Annotated in this window: 18 protein-coding genes, 1 tRNA gene and 1 pseudogene; 15 read left to right on the forward strand and 5 right to left on the reverse strand. The window is 72.9% G+C overall.

All coding sequences use genetic code 11. The features are described 5' to 3' along the window. The 5 genes and pseudogenes from G5C65_RS01825 to G5C65_RS38900 all read left to right on the forward strand — a co-directional run. The coding region (locus G5C65_RS01825) for a type II secretion system F family protein (RefSeq protein ID WP_165296787.1) at window positions 1-826 on the forward strand (826 nt) is incomplete at its 5' end. A gap of 14 nt (window positions 827-840) precedes the next feature. After that, on the forward strand, window positions 841-1,647 hold the full coding sequence (locus tag G5C65_RS01830) for a type II secretion system F family protein (protein WP_165296788.1): 807 nt from the start codon (window positions 841-843) through the stop codon (window positions 1,645-1,647). A 93-nt stretch (window positions 1,648-1,740) separates the two neighbouring features. Then, entirely contained in the window at window positions 1,741-1,932 is a 192-nt protein-coding gene (locus tag G5C65_RS01835) for a DUF4244 domain-containing protein (protein WP_241265489.1), read from the forward strand. 50 nt (window positions 1,933-1,982) lie between these two features. Continuing rightward, on the forward strand, window positions 1,983-2,333 hold the full coding sequence (locus G5C65_RS01840; protein WP_165296790.1) for a TadE family type IV pilus minor pilin: 351 nt from the start codon (window positions 1,983-1,985) through the stop codon (window positions 2,331-2,333). 346 nt (window positions 2,334-2,679) lie between these two features. After that, window positions 2,680-2,892, forward strand: a pseudogene (locus tag G5C65_RS38900) (Rv3654c family TadE-like protein); the annotation flags it as partial. A gap of 84 nt (window positions 2,893-2,976) precedes the next feature. Here G5C65_RS38900 and G5C65_RS01850 read toward each other — a convergent pair. Then, complete coding sequence (locus G5C65_RS01850; protein ID WP_165296822.1) at window positions 2,977-5,565, reverse strand: DEAD/DEAH box helicase; 2,589 nt, start codon at window positions 5,563-5,565, stop codon at window positions 2,977-2,979. Between the two features lie 59 nt (window positions 5,566-5,624). Here G5C65_RS01850 and bldG point away from each other — a divergent pair, with 59 nt between their 5' ends. From bldG to G5C65_RS01875, 5 genes are all read left to right on the forward strand, one after another. Beyond that, a complete protein-coding gene (bldG, locus tag G5C65_RS01855; protein WP_165296791.1) occupies window positions 5,625-5,966 on the forward strand; it encodes an anti-sigma factor antagonist BldG in 342 nt (113 codons plus the stop codon). A gap of 154 nt (window positions 5,967-6,120) precedes the next feature. Beyond that, window positions 6,121-6,654 carry an ATP-binding protein gene (locus tag G5C65_RS01860; RefSeq protein WP_165296792.1) on the forward strand — a complete coding sequence of 178 codons (534 nt, stop codon included), beginning with the start codon at window positions 6,121-6,123 and terminating at the stop codon, window positions 6,652-6,654. A 666-nt stretch (window positions 6,655-7,320) separates the two neighbouring features. After that, entirely contained in the window at window positions 7,321-9,732 is a 2,412-nt protein-coding gene (locus G5C65_RS01865) for a sodium-translocating pyrophosphatase (protein ID WP_165296793.1), read from the forward strand. A gap of 322 nt (window positions 9,733-10,054) precedes the next feature. Then, window positions 10,055-10,609, forward strand: coding sequence for a small secreted protein (locus G5C65_RS01870; RefSeq protein ID WP_241265494.1), 555 nt, complete (start codon window positions 10,055-10,057; stop codon window positions 10,607-10,609). A gap of 61 nt (window positions 10,610-10,670) precedes the next feature. Further along, complete coding sequence (locus G5C65_RS01875; RefSeq protein WP_165296795.1) at window positions 10,671-12,221, forward strand: DUF7059 domain-containing protein; 1,551 nt, start codon at window positions 10,671-10,673, stop codon at window positions 12,219-12,221. Window positions 12,222-12,448: 227 nt separating this feature from the next. Here G5C65_RS01875 and G5C65_RS01880 read toward each other — a convergent pair whose 3' ends face one another. Both G5C65_RS01880 and G5C65_RS01885 read right to left on the reverse strand, forming a co-directional pair. Next, window positions 12,449-12,829 carry a DUF2752 domain-containing protein gene (locus G5C65_RS01880; protein WP_165296823.1) on the reverse strand — a complete coding sequence of 127 codons (381 nt, stop codon included), beginning with the start codon at window positions 12,827-12,829 and terminating at the stop codon, window positions 12,449-12,451. Window positions 12,830-13,004: 175 nt separating this feature from the next. Then, window positions 13,005-13,445: a TM2 domain-containing protein gene (locus tag G5C65_RS01885; RefSeq protein WP_165296796.1), complete on the reverse strand. Its 441-nt coding sequence runs from the start codon at window positions 13,443-13,445 to the stop codon at window positions 13,005-13,007. 151 nt (window positions 13,446-13,596) lie between these two features. On the opposite strand from G5C65_RS01885, the gene topA reads away from it, so the two are divergent. The 5 genes from topA (at window position 13,597) to G5C65_RS01910 (ending at window position 23,287) form a co-directional block, all read left to right on the forward strand. Continuing rightward, complete coding sequence (gene topA / locus G5C65_RS01890) at window positions 13,597-16,491, forward strand: type I DNA topoisomerase (protein ID WP_165296797.1); 2,895 nt, start codon at window positions 13,597-13,599, stop codon at window positions 16,489-16,491. 193 nt (window positions 16,492-16,684) lie between these two features. Next, entirely contained in the window at window positions 16,685-19,942 is a 3,258-nt protein-coding gene (gene tmk, locus G5C65_RS01895) for a dTMP kinase (RefSeq protein WP_165296798.1), read from the forward strand. Window positions 19,943-20,040: 98 nt separating this feature from the next. Then, entirely contained in the window at window positions 20,041-21,291 is a 1,251-nt protein-coding gene (locus tag G5C65_RS01900; RefSeq protein ID WP_165296799.1) for a DNA polymerase III subunit delta', read from the forward strand. Between the two features lie 161 nt (window positions 21,292-21,452). Continuing rightward, window positions 21,453-23,099: an alpha/beta hydrolase gene (locus G5C65_RS01905; RefSeq protein ID WP_165296800.1), complete on the forward strand. Its 1,647-nt coding sequence runs from the start codon at window positions 21,453-21,455 to the stop codon at window positions 23,097-23,099. Window positions 23,100-23,213: 114 nt separating this feature from the next. Next, window positions 23,214-23,287, forward strand: a tRNA-Thr gene (locus tag G5C65_RS01910). Between the two features lie 87 nt (window positions 23,288-23,374). Here G5C65_RS01910 and G5C65_RS01915 read toward each other — a convergent pair. Together G5C65_RS01915 and G5C65_RS01920 are read right to left on the reverse strand one after the other, a co-directional pair. Further along, complete coding sequence (locus G5C65_RS01915) at window positions 23,375-24,646, reverse strand: tyrosine-type recombinase/integrase (protein WP_165296801.1); 1,272 nt, start codon at window positions 24,644-24,646, stop codon at window positions 23,375-23,377. After that, complete coding sequence (locus tag G5C65_RS01920; RefSeq protein WP_338146201.1) at window positions 24,647-25,138, reverse strand: helix-turn-helix domain-containing protein; 492 nt, start codon at window positions 25,136-25,138, stop codon at window positions 24,647-24,649. It abuts the gene before it with no gap. Window positions 25,139-25,160: the final 22 nt, after the last annotated feature.

Below are 25,160 nucleotides of genomic sequence, written 5' to 3' on the forward strand. Positions count from 1 at the left end.
GGACGACGGAGTGCGGCGGGCCCGGCTGCTGCTGGCGGGAGGGGGCGAGCTGGGGAACGCGGCGCCATGGCAGCCGGAGGTTCCGCGCTGGCTCCGGGAACGCGCCGCCGGGGCGCGCCGGCGGCTGGCCGGGCGGGTGGGCCGAGAGGCGTGGTGTGTGCCGGTGGCCCTGCTGCTGGCCGTCCTCGCGGGCTCGTGGCTTCCGCTGCTCGCCGGAGCCGGGGCCGTGCCGGTCACGCGGCGCCGGCTGCGGCGCCGGGAACAGCGCGGCGCAGCCGATGCGCGGGAGGCCGCGGTCGTGGACCTCTGTGTCGGCGTTTCGGGCGAGCTGCGGGCCGGACGGCAGCCGGACAGGGCGCTGCTGATCGTCGGTGGCGAGACGGCGGACCGCTTCGGCGAAGCGGGCGCTTCGGTGCTCGCGGCGGCCCGGTTCGGCGGCGACGTACCGGCTGCGCTGCGGGAGGCGGCCCGCGAGCCCGGGGCCGACGGACTGCGGGGAGTCGCCGCCTGCTGGCAGGCCACGGTGGAGGGCGGCGCGGGACTGGCGGCGGGGCTGGACCGGCTGGCGGCCGCGCTGCGGGCCCGCCGGGAGCAGCGCGAGGAACTGCGGGCCCAGCTGGCGGGCCCGCGGGCGACGGCCGTGGTGCTGGCCCTGCTCCCGGTGTTCGGGCTGCTGCTCGGCAGCGCGATGGACGCGGACCCGCTGGACGTCCTGCTGCACAGCCCTGCCGGGCTGGCCTGCCTGCTGGCAGGCGCACTGCTGGAGTGGGCCGGACTGGCGTGGGTCGCGCGGATCGTCCGGACCGCCGAGGGCGGGGACGGGTGAGCGGGGCGAGTGGCATGAGTGCGCTGGAGCCGGATGTGTTCCCCAGGCTGTGGACGGCGGTGTCGCTGCTGGCCGGGGCCGGCTGCCTGGCGGCCGCGGTGCTCGGCTGGAGCCGGGACAGGGCGGTGCGCCGGAGGGTGACGGCCGTGCTGGGGGCGCCGGATCCGCCCGAATCACGGCGGTGGGCCCGGCTCATGGCGAGATGTCGGATGCTGCCGCTGAAGGAGGGCGCCGGGGCTCTGGGCGCGACGGCGTTCGCGATGGCGATGGTCGGCACCCCCTGGGGGTGGCCGCTGGGCGCGGGCGGGGCCTACGCGGCATGGCGGTGGCTGCGCGCCCGTACGGCGGCGGAGGCGCGGGACGGCGGTGCCGCGGCGGAGCGGCGCGCGGCCGAGGCCCAGCTTCCGCTGACCGCCGAGCTGATGGCCGCCTGCCTCACCGCCGGAGCGGAGCCCGGACAGGCGGCCGAGGCGGTGGGGCGGTCCGTGGGCGGGCCGCTGGGCGTCCGGCTGGCCCGGGTGGCGACGGAGCTGCGGCTCGGAGGCGACCCCTCCACGGTGTGGGGGAGGTTCGGGACGTGTCCCGGGAGCGTCGGGTTCGCGCGCTGCATGGAGCGGGCGGCGACGGCCGGCGTTCCGGCGGCGGAGGCGGTGACCCGGCTCGCGGACGAGCTGCGCCGCCGGCGGGCCCGCTGCGCGATAGCCCGCGCCCGCCGGGCCGCCGTGCTGGTCACGGGCCCGCTGGGGCTGTGCTTCCTGCCCGCCTTTCTGGCCATCGGCGTGCTGCCCGTGGTGCTGGGGCTGGCGAGGCCGCTGTGGTGAGCATGCGGACGGCCGGCAGTGCGACCGCGACTGCCGGATGTGAGAAGGACCAACGGCGCGAAGGACCAACCGCGAGGAGGGACTCGGATGTGGATGAGGGTGCGCAGGGCCTGGTGCGTGGCGCGCGGCAGGGGCCGGGACAGCGGCATGAGCACGGCCGAGTACGCAGTGGGCACGGTCGCCGCCTGCGGCTTCGCTGCGGTGCTCTACAAGATCGTCACCAGCGGCGCCGTCAGCGCGGAGATGCAGCAGCTGATCGAACGGGCGCTGAGCGTACGGATCTGACGGCCCCGGCGGATGCGCAGAAGCGGACGGCCGACCCCAGCGCCGGCTATGTGACGGCCGAGGCGGCCGTGGTGATCCCGGCGCTGGTGCTGCTCGCGGCGATGCTGATGTGGGGCGTCATGGCGTCGGCCGCGCGCATCCAGTGTGTGGACGGAGCGCGGGCGGGCGCGCGTGCCGCGGCGCGCGGCGAGTCGCCGGAGGGCGTGCGCGCCGCGGTGCGGTCGGCCGCCCCGGACGGGGCGCGGACGGAGACCAGGAGAGAGGGGGATCTGGTGCGCGTCACCGTGCGCGCCCGGACAGCGGGCCCCGGCCCGCTGTCCGTCGGTCTGACCGAGCAGGCGGTGGCCCTGCGGGAGGCGACGGCGGAAGGGGACGGGTATGTGCGGGATGCGGCGCACTAGACGGGGCCCGGTGGCGCGCCCGGCGGCTGCGGCGGGGGAGGGGGAACGGCCCGCGTCCGTCAGAGGCAGGCCGCGGACGGGACGGCGGTGGGGCGCGCACCGCGCACGCCTCCGCGTCGTACCCCTCCGCATCGCACGCCTCCGCGTCGCACCCCTCCGTGGTCGGCCGTGGGGCGCAGTCGTCGCTGCGTTCGCGGCCTGCGTCCGGGGCCCGGCCCACGGCCCGGCCCACAGCCTGGTCCACGGCCCGGTGCACGGCCGTGGTCGCGTCGGGCGCCGGTGGGAGCTGTTCCGGGAGCGGGGGAGGGACCGCGGGTCGGCGTCGGTGTGGGTGGCGGTCGGCGCGATGGCGCTGTGCGGCGTCTTCGCGGCGGTGCTCGGGGTCGGCCAGGCGGTGGCGATGCGTCACAGCGCGGGCGGCGCGGCGGACTTGGCGGCGCTCGCAGCGGCCGATCACGCGCTGGAGGGCGAGGGCCCCGCCTGTGCGCGGGCCCGCCGGGTGGCCGGGTCCCAGGGAGCGCGGGTGGTCCGGTGCGTGGTGCGCGGCGGGATCGCCGATCTGGTCGCCGGGGTGCGCTGGGGGCCGTTCGAGCCCCGGGTACGGGCCCGTGCCGGGCCGCTGGCGGCCGGGCCCGCGGCGGTGTCACGGCGCGGAGTCGAGCAGCCGGGTGAGCAGCCGGACGGCGCCGCGCTTGTGCAGCGGGTCGTTGGCGTTGCCGCACTTGGGGGACTGGATGCAGGAGGGGCAGCCCGCCTCGCAGTCGCAGGCGGCGATGGCGTCGCGGGTGGCGGTGAGCCAGTCGCGGGCGGTGTGGAACGCGCGCTCGGCGAATCCGGCCCCGCCGGGCTGGCCGTCGTAGACGAAGACCGTGGGAAGGAGGGTGTCCGGGTGCAGGGGGATGGAGACGCCGCCGATGTCCCAGCGGTCGCAGGTCGCGAAGAGCGGGAGGATGCCGATGGCGGCGTGCTCGGCGGCGTGCAGGGCACCCGGCAGGATCTCCGGCGGGATGCGGGCGGCGTCGAGCTGGTCCTCGGTGACCGTCCACCAGACCGCACGGGTGCGCAGAGTGCGCGGTGGGAGGTCCAGCTTCGTCTCGCCGAGGACCTCGCCCGTCATCAGGCGCCGGCGCAGATAGGAGACCACCTGGTTGGTGACCTCCACCGAGCCGTAGCACAGCCGGCCCTCGCCCCAGGGGACCTCGGCCTCGGTCTCCAGGACGGCCAGCGAGGTGGTGTCCCGGGCCATGGTCGTCCAGGGCGGGCTGGCCTCTTCGACGAGCGCGGCGGAGTCCTCCAGGTCGAGGCGGCGTACGACATAGGTGCGGCCCTGGTGCAGGTGTACGGCACCGTCGTGGACGGTGGTGTGCGCGGCGGCGGCGTCGACGGTGCCGAGCAGCCGCCCGGTGTCCTCCTCCACGACCTGGACGGGTTTGCCGCTGCTGCCGCGGATGTCGGTGAGGTCCGCGGCCCGCTCCTTGCGGGTCCAGTGCCAGGCGGACCCCCGGCGGCGGAGCAGCTTGCGCTGTTCGAGCTTGCCCAGGAGGGTCGCGGTGTCCGCACCGAAGAGGGCGAAGTCGTCCTCGGTCAGCGGGATCTCGGCTGCGGCCGCGCACAGGTGGGGGGCGAGGACATGCGGGTTGTGCGGGTCGAGGACGGTGGACTCGACGGGCGTGTGGAAGACGGCTTCGGGATGGTGCACGAGATAGGTGTCCAGGGGCTCGTCGCGGGCGACGAGGATGGCGAGCGCCCCCTGCCCCGCCCGGCCCGCGCGTCCGGCCTGCTGCCAGAGGGAGGCGCGGGTGCCGGGATAGCCGGTGATGAGGACGGCGTCCAGCCCCGAGATGTCGATGCCGAGCTCCAGGGCGTTGGTGGCGGCGAGGCCGAGCAGCTCGCCGCTGTGCAGCCGGCGTTCCAGCGCACGCCGCTCCTCGGGCAGGTAGCCGCCCCGGTAGGCGGCGATGCGGGCGGAGAGATCCCGCGTCCCGGAGCCCGGCCGTCCGGGCCCGCCGGGCCCCGCGGGCTCGCCGGACCCGTCCGGTGTGCGGGGGGCGGGGAGCGCCGAGAGGCGGTCCTGGGCGATGAGGGAGATCAGTTCCGCGCCGCGCCGGGAGCGGACGAAGGCGACGGTGCGGATCCCCTGGAGGGCGAGCTCGGTGAGGATCTCGGCGGACTCGGCGGTGGCGGTGCGGCGTACGGGCGCGCCGCGCTCACCCTCCAGCTCGGTCAGCGGCGGCTCCCACAGGGCGAAGACCAGCTCGCCGCGCGGCGAGGTGTCCTCGGTGACCTCGGCGGCCCGGTGGCCGGTGAGGCGCTCCGCCGCCTCGCCGGGCTCGGCGGACGTGGCGGAGGAGAGGAGGAAGACGGGGTCGGAGCCGTAGCGGGCGCACACCCGGCGCAGGCGCCGGAGGACCTGGGCGACGTGCGATCCGAAGACGCCCCGGTACGTGTGGCACTCGTCGATGACGACGAAGCGCAGGGCGCGCAGGAAGGAGGACCAGCGGGCGTGCGCGGGCAGGATGCCCCGGTGCAGCATGTCCGGGTTGGTGAGGACGTAGTTGGCGAAGAGCCGGACCCACTCGCGCTCCTCGACCGGGGTGTCCCCGTCGAAGACGGCGGGACGGACGGCCGTGCCCAGGGGGCGGGCCAGCTCGGCGACGGCGCGGCGCTGGTCGGCGGCGAGGGCCTTGGTCGGGGCGAGGTAGAGGGCGGTCGCGCCCCGCCCGTTCGGGGCCTCGGAGCCGTCGAGGAGCCGGCTGAGGACGGGGACCAGATAGGAGAGCGACTTGCCGGAGGCGGTTCCCGTGGAGACGACCACGGAGTCGCCGTCGAGGGCGTGTTCGGCGGCGCGGGCCTGGTGTTCCCAGGGCCGCTCGATGCCCGCCGCGCGTACGGCGTCGATCACTTCAGGCCGGATCCGCTCAGGCCAATCGGCATGGCGACCGCTCTGCGGGGGCAAGTGCTCCGTATGGGTGATGCGCCCAGCGCGGTGCGCCCCCTCGGTGAGACGATCGAGCACGTCGCGGGGGTTGCCGCGGGGAGCCCTGCGCGCGTGCACGGACTGCGGGTGCACGCTCGCGGACCGTGAGTGCTCTTCATTGGCCATCGGTACCGAGTGTGTCACTGGCGAGACGGACAATGGTGCCAAGGCGTCGTACTCCCCTGCTGGTAAGTGATTGAATGCTTCTGCGGCTGCCGATCCGTCCCCTGCCTTTGGGGGCCCTCCTTCCGTCAGGGCAGGGGGAGGGAGAACCGAGGGGGCTGACCGCTTGATAGCAAGGTGCTGGAGGATCTGTGGACCTGTCCCTGTCGACCCGTACCGTTGGCGATCGCACGATCGTCGAGGTCGGTGGCGAGATTGATGTATACACCGCGCCCAAGCTGCGCGAGCAGCTCGTCGAGCTGGTGAACGACGGTAGCTACCACCTCGTCGTGGACATGGAGCATGTCGACTTCCTGGACTCCACGGGGCTGGGGGTGCTCGTCGGCGGACTCAAGCGGGTCCGCGCGCACGAGGGCTCGCTGCGCCTGGTCTGCAACCAGGAGCGCATTCTCAAGATCTTCCGTATCACTGGTCTGACCAAGGTGTTCCCGATTCACACGTCGGTCGACGAGGCCGTCGCAGCCACGGACTGAGGCGCCGGGGCGTCCGCGTGGCCCGTCCCGGGGCACGCGCGCCCCGGTCGGCGGGAACACGAAGCAGGGGTATCGGGAGAAGAGGGCGGGGCACAGTGTCCTGCGGGCGGTCCGAGCCCCTGTGCAGAACACTGGAAAGACCGAGGGGGATGGCATGGCCACCGTGGAGCTCTTGTTCAGCGCGCTGCCGGAGCACGTCCGTACGGCGCGACTGGTGGCCGCCGCCGTGGCGCGTCGCGCCGGCGTGGATGAGGCTGTGCTGGACGAGGTGCGGCTGGCGGTGGGCGAGGCGTGCACCCGCGCGGTCGGCCTGCATATGAGCCATGGCGTCGACGCCCCGGTGCGGGTGGCGCTGATCGAGGACGAGAAGAAGTTCTCCATCGAGGTGGGGGACGACGCGCCGCACCCCCGGGCGTCCGGCGCCGTGTCCGGTGCCGGTGTGCCGCCGGTCGGCGCGGAGCCGTCGGAGAACGGGCACGGGCCCGCGGAGTCCGAGGGCGGCGCGCTGCCGCCGGGCGCCCGGGGCACGGCCCCCGGGCAGTCGGCCGCCGAGGAGGACGAGGGCGACGGCGAGATGGGCCTCGCGGTCATCAGCGGCCTGGTCGACGACGTCGAGGTCTCCGCCGACGAGAACGGCGGCGTCATCAGGATGAGTTGGCCGACGGCCCCGGAGCCCGTCCTGCCCTGACCCGGCGACGGGCCGCGCCCGGCCCGGCCGAGCCGAGCCGCACCCGGACCGAGTACCGAGTCGGCCCGAGCCGCTTCCGGCCCGGTCCGGGGCGCGCCCGGTCCGGGCCGTCCCCGGGCCTCCGCTTCACCGCGCCCGCCGTGCCGCACGGCGGGCGTTTCCGATCCGCCGTGTCTGCCGTGTCTGTCGTGGCGATCCGTCGGGGCGATCGGTCGGGACGATCTGGCGTGGCGATCTTCCGTCGATCCCGTGTCGATCGCGTGCCGATGTCCCGTCGGTTCCGTCGATCTCCCGTCGATCTCCTGTGCTGATCCGCGGTGTCGGTCCGCTGTGCCGAGCCACCGTGCCGATTCGCTGTGCTGGTCTTCCGGGTGCATTTCGATCACCGGCCTCCCCACGGGGTGACCAGGGATCTTTCCGGTTTATCGATCATGTTTCCGCCCGCCGGAGAGATCATTTCTCCGGCGTCAGTTGAATTTGCGGCTTCCCTCATGCGAGGGAATTGTCCGGTGCCGTCGCGGCTGATCTGAGCCCTCCAGCCCTAAATACCGCTGTTGCGCTCTGTTTTGATCTAGTGGCGCTCCCTACAATCCGTCCACATCTTTGCAGCAGGACGCGCCTGAGCGTGCTTGCGCGCGCCCATGTGCCAAACGTCAAGGAGGACGAATGGCGGGGCATCTCAGCCCACTTCACAACTCCCAGTACCTCGCTGCTGACGCCGCCGAACTGACGAGCGGCAACCGCGGTCTTGTGATCGTGATTGCGGTGGTCGCGCTGGCAGCGCTCGGCGTCGCCGTGGTGCTGGTACGACAAGTGCTCGCCGCCGGCGAGGGCACGGACAACATGAAGAAGATCGCCGCGGCCGTGCAGGAAGGCGCGAATGCCTATCTGGCGCGGCAGCTGCGCACCCTCGGTGTATTCGCCGTCGTGGTGTTCTTCCTGCTCATGCTGCTGCCCGCCGACGATATGGAACAGCGGCTAGGCCGTTCGTTGTTCTTCTTGGTCGGAGCGGCATTCTCGGCGGCCACCGGGTATATCGGCATGTGGCTGGCGGTGCGCAGCAATGTGCGAGTGGCGGCTGCGGCGCGTGAGGCGACTCCCGCTCCGGGGCAGCCCGCCGTGGATCCGACCTCCGTCTCGCACCGTGCCATGAAGATCGCATTTCGCACGGGCGGCGTCGTCGGAATGTTCACCGTCGGCCTCGGGCTGCTCGGTGCCGCGAGTGTCGTTCTCGTCTACGCCGCGGACGCGCCCAAGGTGCTGGAGGGCTTCGGTCTCGGCGCCGCGCTGATCGCGATGTTCATGAGGGTCGGCGGCGGCATCTTCACCAAGGCCGCGGACGTCGGTGCCGACCTCGTCGGCAAGGTGGAGCAGGGCATCCCCGAGGACGACCCGCGCAACGCCGCCACCATCGCGGACAATGTCGGCGACAACGTCGGGGACTGCGCCGGGATGGCCGCCGACCTGTTCGAGTCGTACGCGGTCACCCTGGTCGCCGCGCTGATCCTGGGCACCGCCGTGTTCGGCAACGACGGGCTGGCGTTCCCGCTGCTGGTCCCGGCCATCGGGGTGATCACCGCGATGATCGGCGTCTTCGTCGTCGCACCGCGCCGCACCGACCGCAGCGGGATGACCGCGATCAACCGGGGCTTCTTCATCTCGGCGGCGATCTCGCTGGTGCTGGTTGCGGGTGCGGCGTTTGTGTACCTGCCCTCCTCGTACGCGGACCTCAAGGGCGTCTCCGGCGAGGACGCGCAGGAGATCCTCGGGCACAGCGGGGACCCGCGGGTGCTGGCCATCGCCGCCGTCGCCATCGGCATCGTGCTGGCCGCTCTGATCCAGCAGCTCACCGGCTACTTCACGGAGACCTCGCGCAAGCCCGTCAGGGACATCGGCAAGACCTCGCTGACCGGTCCTGCCACCGTCGTGCTGTCCGGGATCTCCATCGGCCTGGAGTCCGCCGTCTACACCGCGCTGCTGATCGGGCTGAGCGTCTACGGCGCGTTCCTGCTCGGCGGCGGCACCGTGATGCTCGCGCTGTTCGCGGTGGCGCTCGCGGGCACCGGGCTGCTCACCACCGTCGGCGTCATCGTCGCCATGGACACCTTCGGGCCGGTCTCCGACAACGCCCAGGGCATCGCCGAGATGTCCGGCGACGTCGAGGGTCAGGGCGCGCAGGTGCTCACCGACCTGGACGCCGTCGGCAACACCACCAAGGCGATCACCAAGGGCATCGCCATCGCCACGGCCGTGCTCGCCGCCGCCGCGCTCTTCGGCTCGTACCGCACGGAGCTGAGCGAGGCGCTGGCCGACGCGGACCAGAGCGCGGGCAAGATGCTGGAGCTGATGGACATCGCACAGCCCAGCACTCTGGTCGGGCTGATGTTCGGGGCTGCGGTCGTCTTCCTCTTCTCCGGGCTGGCGATCAACGCGGTCTCGCGCTCCGCCGGCGCGGTGGTCTACGAGGTGCGGCGGCAGTTCCGCGACAAGCCCGGGATCATGGACTACAGCCAGCAGCCGGAGTACGGCCGCGTCGTGGACATCTGCACCAAGGACGCGCTGCGCGAGCTGACCACACCGGGGCTGCTCGCCGTGATGTCGCCGATCCTGGTCGGCTTCACCTTCGGGGTGGGCGCGCTGGCCGCGTTCCTCGCGGGCGCGATCGGCGCGGGCACGCTGATGGCCGTCTTCCTGGCCAACTCGGGCGGCGCCTGGGACAACGCCAAGAAGCTGGTCGAGGACGGCCACCACGGCGGCAAGGGCAGCGAGGCACACGAGGCCACCGTGATCGGCGACACGGTCGGCGACCCGTTCAAGGACACCGCGGGCCCGGCGATCAACCCGCTGCTGAAGGTGATGAACCTGGTGGCGCTGCTCATCGCGCCCGCCGTGGTGAAGTTCAGCTACGGCGAGGACAAGAGCGTCGCCATGCGGGCCCTGATCGCCTCGCTCGCGGTGGTGGTCGTCGTCGGCGCGGTGTACCTCTCCAAGCGGCGCGGCATCGCGGTCGGCGGTGAGGAGGAGGGCGAGGGCAGCGAGCGCGTCGCGGAGCCCTCGGATCCGGTGGCGGCCTCCTAGACGTCCGTCCCCCCGGCCCCGGCGCCCCCTTCCCGCGTGTGCATCGCGCGCCCGGGAAGGGGGCGCCTTCGCGGGTACGGGCCCGGGCGGCCCACGGGCCCCGGCGGCAACTGCGGTTCGGACGAGGAGCGTTGGAGCCCGCCCCGTCGCCCCGCCCTCCCGCGCGGTGCCGGGCGCGGGAGGGCGGGGCGAACGCCGGGATCCGTGTGGTGCAAATGGCTGTAATCCCGGATGAATGTTTCCCTCGACTCGTCGTGGGTCCCGCCGTGGCGTGTATGTTCCGGGCCGTACAGCCATGGAAGGGACCGATCCGGTGAACAAGATGCTTGCGGCCGCACTGTCCGGCGGCGCGGCGCTCGTACTCGTGCTGACGGGGTGCAGCGACGACGACAGCGGCAAGAAGCGGGACGACTGGGCCAAGAAGGTGTGTGACCAGGTGAAGCCCGAGGTCCAGAAGATCCGGGCGGCCAACGACTCGATCGACCAGGCGTCCAAGGAGAACAAGTCGCCCGAGGACGTCAAGAAGGCCGATTCGGCCGCCTTCCAGCAGATCTCCGGCGCGTACAAGTCGCTGGCGGACGCCGTGGACGACGCGGGTGCGCCGCCGGTGGACGACGGCGCGAAGGTCCAGAAGGACGCCGTGTCCGAGCTGAAGGGCCTCTCCTCGCAGTACGCCGATTTGAAGACCCGGGTCGACAAGCTCGACCCCGACAAGAACTTCGACGAGGGCCTGCGCGGCGTCGCGACGAGGCTCGGCGAGCTCGGCAAGGGCGGCGACAAGGCGCTCAACAAGCTCCAGTCGGGCGACCTGGGCAAGGCCATGGCCAAGCAGGAGGGCTGCAAGCGGCCCACCGGCTCCGCCACCCGGAGCGGCTGATCCGCCGGCGACCCCGGCCGCAGCCCCCTCAGGGCCTCCGGCCGGGAGGCAACAGGCGACAATGGGCCCCGTGAGCGACAACGTGCTTCCCACCGGCCGAGACGAGTGTGTGCGGCAGCTGCGTGCCGCGATGACCGACGCGCGGTTCACCGCGGACGGGCTCCTGGAGCTGCTCGGCGCGCCCGCGTACGCCGCGCTCGCGCGCGGCGAGACCGTGCCCGCGCTGCGTGCCACGCGCGGCGAGGGCCCGCTGGAGACGCTCGTACGGCTCTTCCTGCTCCAGCAGCCCGCGCCGTACGCGGGGGCGCGCGCCGCGCTTCCCGTGGAGGAGGCGCTGGCGGACGGCTGGCTGGCGCGTACGGGCACGGGTTCGGGTTCGGATACGGGAGTCGGCGCGGTCGGCGAGGTGCGGGCCACGGTGGACGTCCGCCCGTACAGCGGGCCGGACGGCGAGGACTGGTGGATCGTCTCCGACCTCGGCTGCGCGGTCGGCGGCGCGGCCGGGATCGCCGAGGAGCGGGAGGACGTCGTGCTCGGCGTCGGTGGCGCCTCGACCACGCTGGCTGGGCTCATGGTGCGTACGCCGGTGGGGCGCGCGCTGGATCTGGGCTCCGGCTCCGGTGTTCAGGCGCTGCACGCGTCCCGGTTCGCCACCCACGTCACGGCCACCGACCTCAACCCGCGCGCGCTGCACATCACGCGCCTCACCCTCGCGCTGTCCGGCGCCCCGGCCGCCGAGCTGCGCGAGGGCTCGCTCTTCGCGCCGGTGGCCGACGAGGAGCCGTACGACCTGATCGTCTCCAACCCGCCCTTCGTGATCTCGCCCGGCGCCCGTCTGACCTATCGAGACGGGGGCATGGCCGGGGACGATCTGTGCCGCACACTTGTGGGTGAGTCAGCTGGACGGCTGGCGGAGGGCGGCTACGGTCAGCTGCTCGCCAACTGGGAGCACCGGGCGGACGAGGACTGGCGGGAGCGGGTGTCTTCCTGGGTGCCGCGCGGGTGCGACGCGTGGATCGTGCAGCGCGAGGTGCAGGACATCGCGCAGTACGCCGAGCTGTGGCTGCGCGACGCGGGCGATCACCGCAAGGATCCGGCCGAGTACGCGGCCCGCTACGACGCCTGGCTGAGCGCGTTCGAGGCGCGCGGCACCAAGGCGGTCGGATTCGGCTGGATCACCCTGCGCCGAACGGAAGCGGAACGTCCGTCTGTGATCGCGGAGGAGTGGACGCACCCGGTGGAACAGCCGCTCGGCGGTGTGCTCCGGGCCCACTTCGACCGGCAGGAGTTCCTGCGTACAACGGATGACGCGGCCCTGCTCCAGCACCGCTACCTGCTCGCTGACGAGGTGATGCAGGAGCAGATCGGGCTCCCGGGCGCAGAGGATCCGGAGTATGTGGTGCTGCGCCAGCACCGGGGCATGCGGCGGGCCACGACGGTGGACACGGTGGGCGCCGGATTCGCCGGGGTGTGCGACGGCACCCTCAGCGCGGGACAGATCCTGGAGGCGATCGGACAGCTCGTCGGCGAGGATCCGGGCAAGCTGCGCGCCCGCACTCCCGCGTCCATCCGGCTGCTGGTCGAGCAGGGCTTCCTGGATCCCGTCGGCTAGGACGTGCCGGCTGGGACGTGCCGGCTGGGACGTGCCGGCTGGGACGTGCCGGCTGGGACGTGCCGACTGGGGCCTGTCGGCTTAGGACGTGCCGGCTGGGGCCTGCCGGGGATATGCAGCCAGTACGGGGCGCTCGCGGCTCTCGGGGGCGCCCCGGGGAGCCGCGAGCGCCGGAGAGCAGCGAGACGCGAGCCGCGAGCCGCGCCCCCCGGACGCCCCTGGGCCGGTCAGCCCGCCAGGTTGCGGGCCGCCACCCAGGCGACGGCTCCCGCCAGCACGGCCGCCGTGCCCCGCTTGCCCAGCCGGGGCCGGTAGCGGCGGCCGCGCAGCCCCTCGTACAGCCAGCGCCCCGAGAGGTACGTGGCGGCGGGGAGGCCGACGAGCAGCAGCGCTGCGTTGTCGTGCAGCGCGGCGGCGAAGTCGCCGTGCATCAGGTCGTACGCCATGCGCGTGCCGCCGCAGGCGGGGCAGAGCAGTCCCGTGGCCCAGTTGAACGGGCAGCGGGGCAGCCAGTGGCCCGGCTCGTGCGGATTGGTGCCGTACAGGTAGACGGCCCCGCCCACCGCAGCGAGGGCTGCGGCGAGCGGTGGTGCCGCGGGGTGGGACACGGCGGTCCGGAGCCGGTTGACGAGGGTGGAGGAGGTGAAAGAAGCGAAGAGGAAGGGGACGGGCTGCTTCGCTGAGTTCACCGAAGAATCAGAGATCCCCCCGGGAACCCCCCTGTTTTCTCTCCCCCCGTTCACATCTCCGCGGCCCCGGGCCGCTGTGCTCCCCGGTGGGGAGTCAGCCACGCAGAACGCGGCCTTCCGCGTCCGTCCGGCTGTCGCTGACGAGGAACATGATGCCGTCGATCAGCGCCCAGATGCCGAGGCCGCCGCAGGTCAGGAGCTGTCCGATGCCCATGCCGACGTGGCCGGTGTAGAACCGGCCTATGCCGAGGGTGCCGATGAACAGCTGGAGCACACCGGCGACGATCTTCGACTTGTTCGAGAGGGGACGCCCGTAGGGGTCGTAGCCGTACGGCGCGTTCGGGTCGTAGCCCGCGGGGGCGCCGCCCATCGGGGCCTGCTGGGGGTAGCCGTAGGCGGGCTGGCCGGGGACTGCGCCGGGCTGCTGGGCATAGGGGTTCTGTCCTGGCTGCTGCGGGTAGCCGTAGCCGCCGGGCTGCTGTGGATTGGACACCTGGTCCTCCGAGGTCGAGCGGTACCTGAAAGCCCCAGCCATGTTGCCAGAGTCACCGGGCGGCAGGATGGCTGGTTGTCGGGTTACCGTTCGAGTGGCGTTGCGGACTTTTTCCGTTTGACATGGAGGCGGGAGGTACCGTCACACTCCGCAGCGACACCGATGCTGAATGCCGACCGAGAGAAGAGCGAAGTTGTCCCCGACCCACGAGACCGCAGACGGCGGGCGCCGACTCGTGATCGTCGAGTCCCCTGCCAAGGCTAAGACGATCAAGGGCTATCTCGGCCCTGGCTATGTGGTCGAGGCCAGCGTCGGGCACATCCGCGACCTTCCGAACGGCGCGGCCGAGGTCCCGGCGAAGTACAAGGGGGAGTCCTGGGCCCGGCTCGGGGTCAATGTGGACCACGACTTCGAACCGCTGTACGTGGTCAACAGCGATAAGAAGGACCAGGTCAAGAAGCTGAAGCAGCTCCTGGCCGAGTCGGACGAGCTCCTCCTCGCCACCGATGAGGACCGCGAGGGCGAGGCCATCGCCTGGCATCTGCGCGAGGTCCTCAAGCCCAAGGTCCCGGTCAAGCGGATGGTCTTCCACGAGATCACCAAGGACGCCATCCAGAGCGCCGTCCGCAACCCCCGCGACCTCAACCAGCGGCTGGTCGACGCCCAGGAGACCCGCCGTATCCTCGACCGGCTGTACGGCTACGAGGTCTCGCCGGTGCTGTGGAAGAAGGTCATGCCGCGGCTCTCTGCGGGCCGTGTGCAGTCGGTGGCCACCCGGCTGGTGGTGGAGCGGGAGCGGGAGCGGATGGCGTTCCGCTCCGCCGAGTACTGGGACCTGACCGGCACCTTCGCGACGGGGCAGGCGGAGGATGCCCCGTCGGGCGGCCCGGCCGTGCCGCCGGCCTTCGCCGCCAGGCTGACGGTCGTCGACGGGCGGCGGGTGGCCCAGGGGCGCGACTTCGGCTCGGACGGGCAGCTGAAGGACCCGTCCACGGTGCTGCACCTGGACGAGCAGGCGGCGCGCACGCTGGCGGCTGCCCTGGCGGACACGGACTTCGCGGTCCGCTCCGTCGAGTCCAAGCCGTACCGGCGCGGGCCGTACGCCCCGTTCCGTACGACCACGCTCCAGCAGGAGGCGAGCCGCAAGCTGGGGTTCGGCGCGAAGTCCACCATGCAGGTGGCCCAGAAGCTGTACGAGAACGGCTTCATCACGTACATGCGTACGGATTCCACGACGCTCTCCGACACCGCGGTCGCGGCCGCCCGCGCGCAGGTCACGCAGTTGTACGGGGCCGAGTATCTGCCGGACAAGCCGCGGACGTACGCGGGCAAGGTCAAGAACGCGCAGGAGGCGCACGAGGCGATCCGCCCCTCCGGCGACCGCTTCCGCACGCCCGCCGAGACGGGTTTGACCGGTGATCAGTTCAAGCTCTACGAGCTGATCTGGAAGCGGACCGTCGCCTCCCAGATGAAGGACGCGGTCGGGCAGTCGGTCACCGTCAAGGTGGGCGGGCGCTCGGCGGACGGGCGGGACGCGGAGTTCAGCGCCACCGGTAAGATCATCACCTTCCACGGCTTCCTCAAGGCGTACGTCGAGGGCGCCGACGACCCCAACGCCGAGCTGGACGACCGCGAGCGGCGGCTCCCGCAGGTCGCGGAGGGTGACGCGCTGACCGCGACCGACATGTCCGTCGACGGCCACGCCACCAAGCCCCCGGCCCGCTACACCGAGGCGACGCTGGTCAAGGAGCTGGAAGAGCGCGAGATCGGGCGTCCGTCCACCTATGCGTCAATCATCAGTACGATTCTCGACCGGCGCTATGTCTTCAAGAAGGGCACGGCCCTGGTGCCGTCCTTCCTCAGCTTCGCGGTGGTCGGGCTGCTGGAGAAGCACTTCGGACGGCTCGTCGACTACGACTTCACCGCCAAGATGGAGGACGACCTCGACCGCATCGCGGCCGGGAACGCCCAGGCGATCCCCTGGCTGCGGCGGTTCTACTTCGGCGAGGGGGCCGAGGGCGGGGGCGCGGGCGAGGCGAACGGTTCCGCCGACGGCCTGAAGGAACTGGTGTCCGACCTGGGTGCGATCGACGCCCGCGGCGTCTCCTCGTTCCCCGTCGGCGAGGGCATCATGCTGCGCGTCGGGCGCTACGGCGCGTACGTCGAGGGCCCCAGCCAGCAGGAGGGCGAGCCGGGCCCGCGCGCGGACGTGCCGGACGACCTGCCGCCGGACGAGCTGACCGTCGAGTACGCCAAGGAGCTGCTGGCCAAGCCCAGCGGGGACTTCGAGCTGGGCACGGACCCGGAGACCGGCCGCCCGATCGTCGCCCGCGACGGGCGGTACGGCCCGTACGTCACCGAGGTGCTGCCCGAGGGCACGCCCAAGAGCGGCAAGAACGCCGTCAAGCCGCGCACCGCCTCGCTGCTCCGCTCGATGTCGCTGGACACCGTCACGCTGGAGCAGGCGCTCAAGCTGCTCTCGCTGCCGCGCGTGGTCGGCGTCGACCCGGAGTCGGGAGCCGAGATCACCGCGCAGAACGGCCGCTACGGGCCGTATATGAAGAAGGGCACGGACTCGCGCTCGCTGGAGAGCGAGGAGCAGATCTTCACGATCACGCTGGAGCAGGCGCTGGAGATCTACTCCAAGCCCAAGCAGCGCGGCCGGGCTGCCGCCAAGCCGCCGCTGAAGGAGCTGGGGACCGACCCCCAGACGGAGAAGCCGGTGGTCGTGAAGGACGGCCGGTTCGGCCCGTATGTGACGGACGGCGAGACGAACGCCACACTGCGCCGGGACGACGACGTGGAGACGATCACGCCGGAGCGCGGCTTCGAGCTGCTCGCCGAGAAGCGGGCGAAGGGGCCGGCGAAGAAGGCTTCTGCGAAGAAGACGGCCGCGAAGAAGGCGCCGGCCAAGAAGGCGCCCGCGAAGGCGACCGCGGCGAAGGCGACCGCGGCGAAGTCGGCGGCGAAGAAGGCCCCGGCGAAGAAGTCGGCGGCCAAGAAGGCACCCGCGAAGAAGACGGCGGCCAAGAAGACGGCGGCGAAGAAGACCGCCACGGCGAAGCAGGCGTCCTCCTCGGCCGAGTGACGGCCCCCCTCGGCCGGGCGGGCCCCCTCGGCCGGGCGACGGCTGTGGCGGCGGCCGTTGCACGTCCGCGGGCCGCGCCGGCCCGCTCTCCCCGGGTTTTCGGACCGGGGGACGGGCCAGGGCAGCGGCGAGAAAACCGTGCTCTTGTTCGGGGAGTCGGCATCCTGTCGGTCCCTCGCTATACGCTGGCGGAATGACGCGAGCTGAGCAGCCACCGGGCGCCCCCGACGACTCCCTCGCCGCGGAATCCCGCGAGAGCGCGATAGGCGCGCTCTTGCGCTTCCCTCCGCTGCGACGGCTGTGGGGCGCGCAGTTCACGGGCAACATCGGCGACATGCTGGCCCTGCTGGTGCTGCTCCTGCTGACGATGCAGGCGGCGGCGGTGCGGGGCGCCTCGGGCGACGCGGTGTTCGGCGGCGGCTACCGCGGCATGGCCCTGGTCGTCACCGCCGTGTTCGGGCTGCGCCTGCTGTCCACGCTGCTGTTCGGCGCGGTGCTGCTGGGCCCCGTCTCCGCGCTCGTCAACCGGGACGGCAGCGGTGACGAGAAGAAGGTCCTCGACCGCCGCTGGACCATGTTCGGCGCCGACGTGCTGCGCGCCGCCGCGCTGATCGTCGCGCCCCTGTGGATCGACTGGACGGCGAGCAACGCCTTCGCCCTCCTGCTCGTCACCGTGTTCGTGGCCGGGGTCGCCGAGCGGATCTCGACCGTCACACGGGACAGCGCGGCGCCCGCGCTGCTCCCCGGGCCGCCGCCCGAGGGCGCCGCCGTGCGCCCGCTGCCGGACCACAACGAGGCGCTGCGCAGGCTGTGGCTGCGGACGAGCTTCGGCTCGCTGCCGCTGGCCGCCGCCGCGCTGGTCGCCGCCACCCTCGTGAGCAACCTGCTGGGCCCCGGTGCGGACTGGTTCAGCTCGCACCAGACCGCACTGGCGTCATACGTGGCGGCGGGGCTGTTCGCGGCGGCGGCCGCGATGGTGTACTTCCTGGAGCTGCCCGACGACACCACCCCGCGCCCCCGCTCCCCGCTGGAGGGGCTGCGCAGGCCGCGGACGGCCTCCGGCACGGACCAGGGCCGTACGGGCGCCATACCGCTGCTCGTGGGCGCCGGTGCCGCCGTCGCGGGCGCCATCGCCGCCGCCGTCGCGCTGGCGCCGCTGCGCGCGGCGGACCTGGGCGGCGGGCCCGTCACCTTCGGGCTGCTGGTGGTGGGGCTGTCCGGCGGCACGGTGGGCGGCATCCGCCTCGCTCCCCGTACGGTCCCGACGCTCTCGCGGCGCAGGCTGCTCGCCCTCGCGCTGACCGCCACCGGGGCCGCGCTGCTCGCCGCCGGGCTCGTACCGGACACCGCGACCGTCCTGGCGCTGACGCTGCTCGCGGGCGTCGCGGCGGGCGTCGCGGCCCACACCGCGCACGCGCTGCTGGACCAGGAGACGGAGGACAGCCGCCGCCCGCGTACGACCGAGCACCTGCAGGCCGCGGTGCGGCTCTCGCTCGCCGTGGGCGCGCTGGTCGCACCCGCGCTGGCGGCGCTGATCGGGCCGCACCGGGTGGAGCAGGGCGCGTTCGTCTTCGACCACGGGGGAGCGGCGTTCACGCTGATGCTCGTGGGCGCGCTGCTGCTGCCCGTGGCGGCGCTCTTCCTGGGCCGCGCTGACGACCGGCAGGGCGTGCCGCTGCGGCGCGACCTGCGGGACGCGCTGGGCGACGCCTTCGGCGGCGGCCGGCCGGTGCGCGCCCCGGCCTCGACCGGCTTCTTCATCGCCCTGGAGGGCGGCGACGGGGCGGGCAAGTCCACTCAGGTGGAGGCTGTCGCCGAGTGGATCAGGGGCAAGGGGCACGAGGTCGTCGTCACCAAGGAGCCCGGCGCGACACCGGTCGGCAAGCGGCTGCGCTCCATCCTGCTGGACGTCTCCGAGTCCGGACTGTCGCACCGCGCGGAGGCGCTGCTGTACGCCGCCGACCGCGCGGAGCACATCGACACGGTCGTGCGTCCCGCGCTGGAGCGCGGCGCGGTCGTCGTCTCGGACCGCTATATCGACTCGTCGGTCGCCTACCAGGGCGCGGGGCGCGACCTGTCGCCCGCGGAGATCGCCCGTATCTCGCGCTGGGCGACGGACGGCCTGGTGCCCCATCTGACGGTCCTGCTGGACGTCTCCCCGCAGACCGCGCGCGAGCGCTTCACCGAGGCGCCGGACCGGATGGAGTCGGAGCCCGCGGAGTTCCACGAGCGGGTGCGCGCCGGGTTCCTCACGCTCGCCGCCGCCGACCCGACCCGCTATCTCGTGGTGGACGCCGGCCAGGAGCCGGAGGCGGTCACCGCGGTGGTACGCCACCGTCTGGACCAGGTGCTGCCGCTGTCCGAGGCCGAGAAGCAGGCCCGGGAGGAGGCTCGCAGGCGGGCGGAGGAAGAGGCCCGCCGGAAGGCCGAGGAAGAAGCCGCACGGAAGGCCGAGGAGGAGCGCAAGGAGCGCGAGCGGCAGGAGCGGCTGGAGAAGCTGCGCCGCGAGGAGGAAGAGCGCAAGCGGCGCGAGGCCGAAGAGGAGCGGCGGCGCGAGGAGGCCCGCAAGGCGGAGGAGGCCCGGCAGCGGGCCGAGGAGGAGCAGCGGCGCGCCGAGGAGGAGCGGCAGCGCCGGGAGGCCGAGGAGCGCGCCCGGCAGGAGGAGCAGGAGCGGCTGCGGCAGCAGAAGGAAGAGGAGGACCGGCTGCGCGCCGAGGCGGAGGAACGGCGGCGCGAGCGGCAGCGGAAGGCCGAGGAGGCGCTGCTGAAGGCCGAGCAGGCGCGCGCCGAGCAGGCCCGTGCGGAGCAGGCGCGCGCGGAGCAGGCGCGTGCCGAGCAGGAGGCGCGCACGGCGCGGACGGATGCCGCGGAGGGGCCAGGGGCAGGGTCAGGGTCAGCGCCAGGGACCGCGGAGGTGGATCCGCCCACCCAGGCGCTGCGGAAGGTGCAGGCCGATGACGACCGGCCCGACCGCCCGTCGGCCCCGGACGGCTCCAGCGCGGACACCGCCCAGCTGCCCCAGGCCGCCGCCGGTACGGATGCCGAGGAGACGGCGATGCTGCCCCAGGTGCAGCCGATTTCCCCGGACGAGGCCGCCCAGACGGCGATGCTGCCGCAGTTCCAGGAGCCGGACGAGGCGTACGCCGGGGGGCGCGAGACCGAGGTGACGAGCACTCACGAGCTGCCGCGCCCCTCGTGGGCGCAGGAGAACCAGCTGGACGATGCACCGTCTCTGGCCGACGAACTGCTGGGCCCGCGCGAGCCAGGGACCGATACCGATACCGGGGCCGATACCGGGGCCGGGGCGGAAGCGGAACCCGGGAGCGCCGCCGGGCCAGGGACCGGGGGAGACGAGGACGCGCAGGACACCGGAGGGGCGGACACCCGTGGGTCGGACACCGGAGGGGCGGACACGCCCAAGAAGGGCGGGCGTGGGCGGAGTCGGCGCTGAGCCGGGAGCCCGGCGCCGGCCGGACGGGCCCGGACTGTCAGTGGTGCCCGTGACAATGGGCAGGAAGGCGAGGGGCGGAGAGGTGGAGAGGTGGTGACATGGCGGTCTGGGACGACGTGGTGGGCCAGGAACGGGCCACGGCGCAGCTGAGCGCCGCGGCCCGCGATGCCGACGCGTATGTCACCGCGGAGGCGGGAGCGGCACGGCAGGCGGACGGCAGGCAGGGCCGGGAGGGGGCGGCCGGCTCCCCCGAGCTGTCCGGCTCGGCGATGACCCATGCCTGGCTGTTCACCGGCCCGCCGGGCGCGGGCAGGGCCGCCGCGGCGCGCGCCTTCGCCGCCGCGCTCCAGTGCGTCAGCCCGGACCGCGCGCTGGGCGGCCCGCCGGGCTGCGGCTTCTGCGAGGGCTGTCACACGACGATGGTGGGCACCCACGCCGATGTCGAGGTGGTCCGCACCGATCTGCTGACCATCGGCGTCAAGGAGACCCGCGATCTGGTGCGCCGGGCGCAGATGTCCCCGGCGGGCGGCCGCTGGCAGGTCATCGTGCTGGAGGACGGCGATCGCCTCACGGAGGGCGCGGGGAACGTGCTGCTGAAGGCGGTGGAGGAGCCCGCGCCGCGCACCGTCTGGCTGCTGTGCGCGCCGTCGACGGAGGACGTGCTGCCGACGATCCGTTCGCGCTGCCGCCATCTCGCGCTCCGTACGCCTCCCGTGGACGCGGTGGCGGATCTCCTGGTCCGGCGGGACGGAATCGAGCCGGAGACGGCCGCGTACGCGGCGCGCGCCACCCAGGGCCATATCGACCGGGCCCGGCGGCTGGCCACCGACGAGCGCGCCCGCGCCCGCCGTGAGGCGGTGCTGAAGCTGCCCTTGCGGGTGGAGGACGTCGGCGGGGCGCTGCGCGCGGCCCAGGAGCTGATCGACGCGTCGGGGGAGGACGCGAAGCAGGTCGCCGAGGAGTTGGACGCCAAGGAGACCGAGGAGCTGCGCGCCGCGCTGGGCGCCGCCGAGGGCAAGCGGATGCCGCGCGGCACGGCGGGCGCCATGAAGGAGCTGGAGGACAAGCAGAAGCGCCGTGCCACCCGCACCCAGCGCGATTCGCTCGACCTCGCCCTGACCGACCTCACGGGCTTCTACCGCGATGTGCTGGCCCGGCAGCTGGGCTCGGAGGTCGCCCTCGCGCAGACGGACGCCGCCGAGTCCGTGGGCCGGATCGCCGCCGCCTCCCGCCCCGAGCAGACGCTGCGCCGGATAGAGGCGGTGCTGGAGTGCCGCCAGGCGCTGGACCGCAATGTGGCGCCGCTGCTGGCGGTCGAGTCGATGGCGATGGCCCTGCGCGCCGGCTGACGGTGGGCCGCGAGGCGCTCTCGTCCGTACGGACCAGGAAGCGGATGCTCCGGCATGCTGCGGGCAGGGGTGGAAATGTTCCCAGGACACCCCAGGACACCCCAGACCACACACGGGAACCCGAACACGGGCTGTCGCGCCGCGAGGAAAGGAACCGGCCCATGGACACCAGACGCACCACCCGTTGCGGCGCGGTGGCGCTGGTGACAGCGGCGCTGCTGCTCTCCGGCTGTACGGGCGGTGCGTCGTCGTCGCCGGCGAAGCCCGGATCGGGAGCCTCCGCGCGCGATTCGCGTGCCGGTGCGAAGGCCCCGGTGCTGAAGCCGCTCTCCGCGAAGATCCCGGACGCCCTGAAGCCGTACTACGCGCAGAAGCTGCGCTGGCGGCCGTGCGACGCGGCGGGCACGGACGCCCCCACGGCCCCCGAAGCGCCGGACCCGGACCTCCCGCCCTTCGAGTGCGCCAAGCTGCGCGTGCCGCTGGACTACACGCACCCGCGCGGGTCGGAGGACCTGCGGCTGGCGGTCGTCCGCAAGCGAGCGTCCGGCCCGAAGCGGGACCGCATCGGTTCGCTCCAGGTCAACCCCGGAGGTCCGGGCGGATCCGCGGTGGACTACGTCGAACGGGTGGCGGCCCTGTCGTATCCGCGCGAGGTGCGTGAGCGGTACGACATCGTCGGCATGGACCCGCGCGGCGTCGCCCGCAGCGAGCCTGTCGCCTGCCTGACCGACCGGCAGATGGACCGCTACACGGAGACCGACCAGACCCCGGACGACACCGCGGAGGTGCGCCGTCTCGGGGCGGCGTTCCAGCGCTTCGCGGACGGCTGCCGCCAGCGCACCGGCAACCGTCTCGGACATGTCTCCACGGTGGAGGCCGCCCGCGACATGGACGTGCTGCGCGCGGCGCTCGGCGACCGGAAGCTGCACTACGTGGGCGCTTCGTACGGCACCTACCTCGGCGCGTTCTACGCGGGGCTGTTCCCGAGCCGCTCCGGTCGCTTGGTGCTGGACGGCGCGATGGACCCGTCGCTCTCCGCGCGCCGGGTGAACCGCGAGCAGACGGCGGGCTTCGAGACCGCGTTCCGGGCGTTCGCGCGCGACTGCGTGAAGCGGGACGACTGCCCGCTGGGCACGGAGGACGTACGCCAGGCGGCCCGCAACCTGAACGCCCTGTTCCGGAAGCTGGACAGGACGCCGGCCGAGACGGGCGACCCGTCCCGCGAGCTCACCGAGTCGCAGGCGACGACGGGCGTGGTCCGCGCGATGTACGACGAGGGCTCCTGGCCCACACTCCGCGAGGCCCTCACCGAGGTGAAGAAGGGCAGGGGCGCCCCGCTGCTGGCCCTCTCGGACGACTACTACGAGCGCGACGGCAGTGGCGGCTACTCCAACATCATGTACGCGAACACCGCGGTGAACTGCCTGGACCTCCCGCCGGCGTTCCGCACCCCGGCGGAGGCCCGCGCCTCCCTCCCGTCCTTCGAGAAGGCTTCCCCGGTCTTCGGCCGGAGCTTCGCATGGGCGGCCCTGAACTGCGGATACTGGCCGCAGAAAGCGACGGGCGCCCCGCACCGCATCACCGCCGAGGGCGCACCCCCCATCCTCGTGACCGGCACCACCCGCGACCCGGCCACCCCCTACCGCTGGGCCCGAGGACTGGCGGGCCAGCTCACCTCGGCCCGCCTCCTGACGTACGACGGCGACGGGCACACGGCCTACCTCCGCGGCAGCACCTGCATCGACTCGGCCATCAACGCCTACCTCCTGGACAACCGCCCACCCAAGGACGGCACCACCTGCTCCTGACCCAGCACACCCGCGTGACCAGCCAGATCCCCGCCCCCACCATGGTCAGAACCACCCCCGGAAACCATGTAGACTTATCGCCGCTGCGGCTGCGAAGCTGTCCGCAGGCGATGTGCCGCCTTAGCTCAGTCGGCCAGAGCGACGCACTCGTAATGCGTAGGTCGGGGGTTCGACTCCCCCAGGCGGCTCAGAAAGTGCCTGGTCACAGGCTGTTCGTGTCACTGCCCGGTGGGTCTCCTGCCGGGCAGTACGCATTTAGTACGCATGATTTTCGCTCACGCAGCGAGGACGGTAACCGCGCTGGTCTCCGCCCTGTCTCGCTCGTCCTCGGCGGCGCGGCGCTCACGCAGCACGGTGAAGAGGCCGCCGACCCTGGCGAGGACGCGGCGCCGCTCCAGGATGAGCTGGCGCCCTTCTTCGAGTCGGTCGGCCACCTCGTCGAGCCGGTCCGGCCAGAGGTGGCCGTACAGGTCGAGCGTCATGACCGCGGACTTGTGCCCGAGCATGGTCTGTACGACCTTGACGTCCGCTCCGGCCGCGATGGCGAGCGACGCGGCGGTGTGCCGGAGCTTGTGCGGCGTCAGCCCGAGGTCGTCGAGACCCGCCGCCTTCACCGCCTTGTCGAAGACCCGCGACCGCCAGTTGTTGTAATGCAGCGCGCCGCCCTTCGGCGCGGTGAACACCAGGGCCTCGGCGTCGTCGCGCGAAACGCGTGGCCGCAGCTCCCCGACGAGCGAGGACAGTAACGGCACGGTGCGCTTCTCGTGGTTCTTGACCGGCCCGAGTTCGAGCTTGCCCTTGACCGACGAGTACGCCTGAACGATGCGCAGGCGCCGCGTGTCGAGGTTGAGCCGCCCGGACTTGACGGCTGTTGCCTCGCCCCAGCGGATGCCGGAGTATCCCAACAGCCGGATCAGCGGCCCGTGGTCGCCGGCGGCCCGTGCCAGGGCTTCGAGCTGGTCGTACGACAGGTAGACGTGTTCGTCGTCGTCCTCGATGGTGGGCAGCTCGTGTTCCACGGCCGGGCTGACGGCGATCTTGCCGGACTTCACCGCGAACTTCATGATCATGCGGAACACGCCGAAGATCTTGATGATCCGGGCGGGCGAGAGCGTCCGGCCGGAGACGCCCGGCTCGGTGCACAGCGCGTCAATCCACGCCGAGACGTCTTCCCACTTGATGGCCGCGACCTTCCACGTCTCCCACTTCGGGAGGACGTACAGGCGGTACACCTCGTCGTAGTCGTGCCTGGTCTTACGGCCCGGCTTCCGCAGCGTCTTCGTCCACTCCTCGCCGACCACCGAGAACAGCGTCTTGCCGGCGGAGGGGTCGCGGTACGAGCCCTTGTCGAGCTTGTCGAGCAGGTCCTGTTGGACCTTCTCGGCCTTCGGCTTCGTGGCGCATGTCTGCGACCTCTCCTTGCCGTCGGGGTCGTACCAGCGCACCCGCCAGCGGCCGGGGGGTGTCTTCTTCGCCGCCTTCGCCTTCTTGACCGCCTCCCTGTAGCTCTCGTGTGTCGTTCGGTCCTCTATCCAGACCCTTGCCATCTAGTGGCGCTCCTGTCTGTCGGGATCGGTGCCGGGGGCCGGCGGCATGTCCGTCATCCGGCGGCCCGAGGGGCGCGCCAGCATGAGGAACTGGAGATGGGCGGCGCTGGGGTCGTCCCCGTGGACGAGCGGGCGCTGTCCGTCCGCCCAGTCCCACGCCGCCTCTTGGCTCACGTCTCCCACGCCGGTCACGCCGCACGGTTCCTGTGCGTCGTCGGCCGGGGGGAGCAGCAGCGCCGAGACGTTCACGCCGAGCGCGATGGCGAGCGCGACGAGATCGTCCACGTCCACGCGCCGTGTGCCCGCCTCGATGCGGCCGATGCCCAGTTCGGGCATCGGCCGCCCCAACTCCGTAACGCGCCGCGCGAGTTCCTTCTTGTCCCACCCTCGCGCTTCCCGTACGCGCGTGACGTTCCGGCGTACGTGCTCGCCGGAGGGGCCGAGGGGGTTCTTGGTGAGTCTGCGGCCCGTGCCGCCGGTTGGCTCGTTCACGCGGAACATCGTGGCATCTCAA

The organism is Streptomyces boncukensis, assembly GCF_011045075.1.
In the GTDB taxonomy this organism is placed as follows: domain Bacteria; phylum Actinomycetota; class Actinomycetes; order Streptomycetales; family Streptomycetaceae; genus Streptomyces; species Streptomyces boncukensis.